General features: G+C 75.2%; 2 protein-coding genes. Both read left to right on the forward strand.

The genetic code is table 11. The annotated features are described in order from the left end of the window. The coding region (locus D471_RS36435) for an amidohydrolase family protein (RefSeq protein WP_017601512.1) at positions 1–618 on the forward strand (618 nt) is incomplete at its 5' end. Beyond that, positions 615–1,250 (forward strand): alanine racemase (locus D471_RS0127050; protein WP_017601513.1); only part of this gene is annotated, 636 nt, incomplete at its 3' end. The genes D471_RS36435 and D471_RS0127050, both read left to right, overlap by 4 nt.

Here is a 1,250-nt window from a genome sequence, read left to right on the forward strand (position 1 = left end):
CGCGACGCCGGCGTGCTCTTCGACCTGGGACACGGATCGGGCGCCTTCGACTTCGCCGTCCTCGAAACCGAGCTGGCCGCCGGGATCGAACCGATCGTCTCCACCGACCTGCACGTCCGCTCCGTCCACGGCCCCGCCTTCGACATGCCGACCGTGATGGGCAAGGCTCTGGCCGCCGGAATGGGGCTCGCCGAGACGGTGGCGGCCGCCACCGTGCGACCCGCCCGGGCCCTGGGGATCGACGCCGGGACCCTGGAGGTCGGGGCGCGGGCCGACATCGCCGTCTTCGAGACCGAGTACGGCCGTTTCCCCACCGTCGACGTGCACGGGGGCGTCCGTGAGTCCCCCCTCCGCCTGGCCAACACCGCCACCTACGCCGCGGGCCGACTCCTGCCGCCGCTGGCCGCCGCCCCGCCGCCGGTGTGGGTCCCCCTCAGCTCGGCCCAGCGCGGCGCCGAGGCCGACCGCCGCGATCGAGTCCGGACCTCCGTCCGGCATCTGGACCGGCCCGAGGACTTCGACGAACCCTTTCCGCGCCAGGATCGGGTGCCGGGGCACGGGCACCCGGAACGGACCCTCGGAACCGAGGACACGACCACCACGGAGGGAACGCGATGACCGGCACCACGACCGAGCACGTCGCAGGGGGCTCCGTCCCGTCCCTGATCGCCGGAGCGGGTCTGCCCGCCGCGCCGTTGGCCGCCCTGGACACCGCGCCGGTCGAAGCGCGTTCCCTGCCGGCCAGCCCCACCACGGCCGCCGCGGTCCGGGCGGCCGGACTCCGTCTGAGCGACCTGTGGCTGCCCGCCGTCACACTCGACGAGGCCGCGCTGCGGCACAACCTGGACCGGTTCGCCCGTTGGTGCGCCGACCACGGCGTCGACCTCGCGCCGCACGGCAAGACCACCATGTCACCGCACCTGTGGTCGGCGCAGCTGGAGCGGGGAGCCTGGGGCCTGACCGCCGCGACCGTCGCCCAGGCCCGCGTCATGCGCGCCCACGGGTCCCGTCGTGTCCTGATCGCGAACGAGATCGTCGAGGACGGGCAGCTCGCCTGGGTGGCCTCGGTCCTGGCCGACCCGGACTTCGAGCTCCTGTGCCTGGTGGACTCCGCCGCGGGAGCGCGGATCATGGAGTCGGCGCTGGCCGGGGCCGCGCGCCCCCTCCCGGTGCTCGTGGAGTTGGGCGTCGAGGGCGGGCGCACCGGGGTTCGGGGCGTGGACGACGCGCTGTCCCTGGCCCGGCTGGGT

Source organism: Nocardiopsis lucentensis DSM 44048 (assembly GCF_000341125.1).
Lineage (GTDB): Bacteria > Actinomycetota > Actinomycetes > Streptosporangiales > Streptosporangiaceae > Nocardiopsis > Nocardiopsis lucentensis.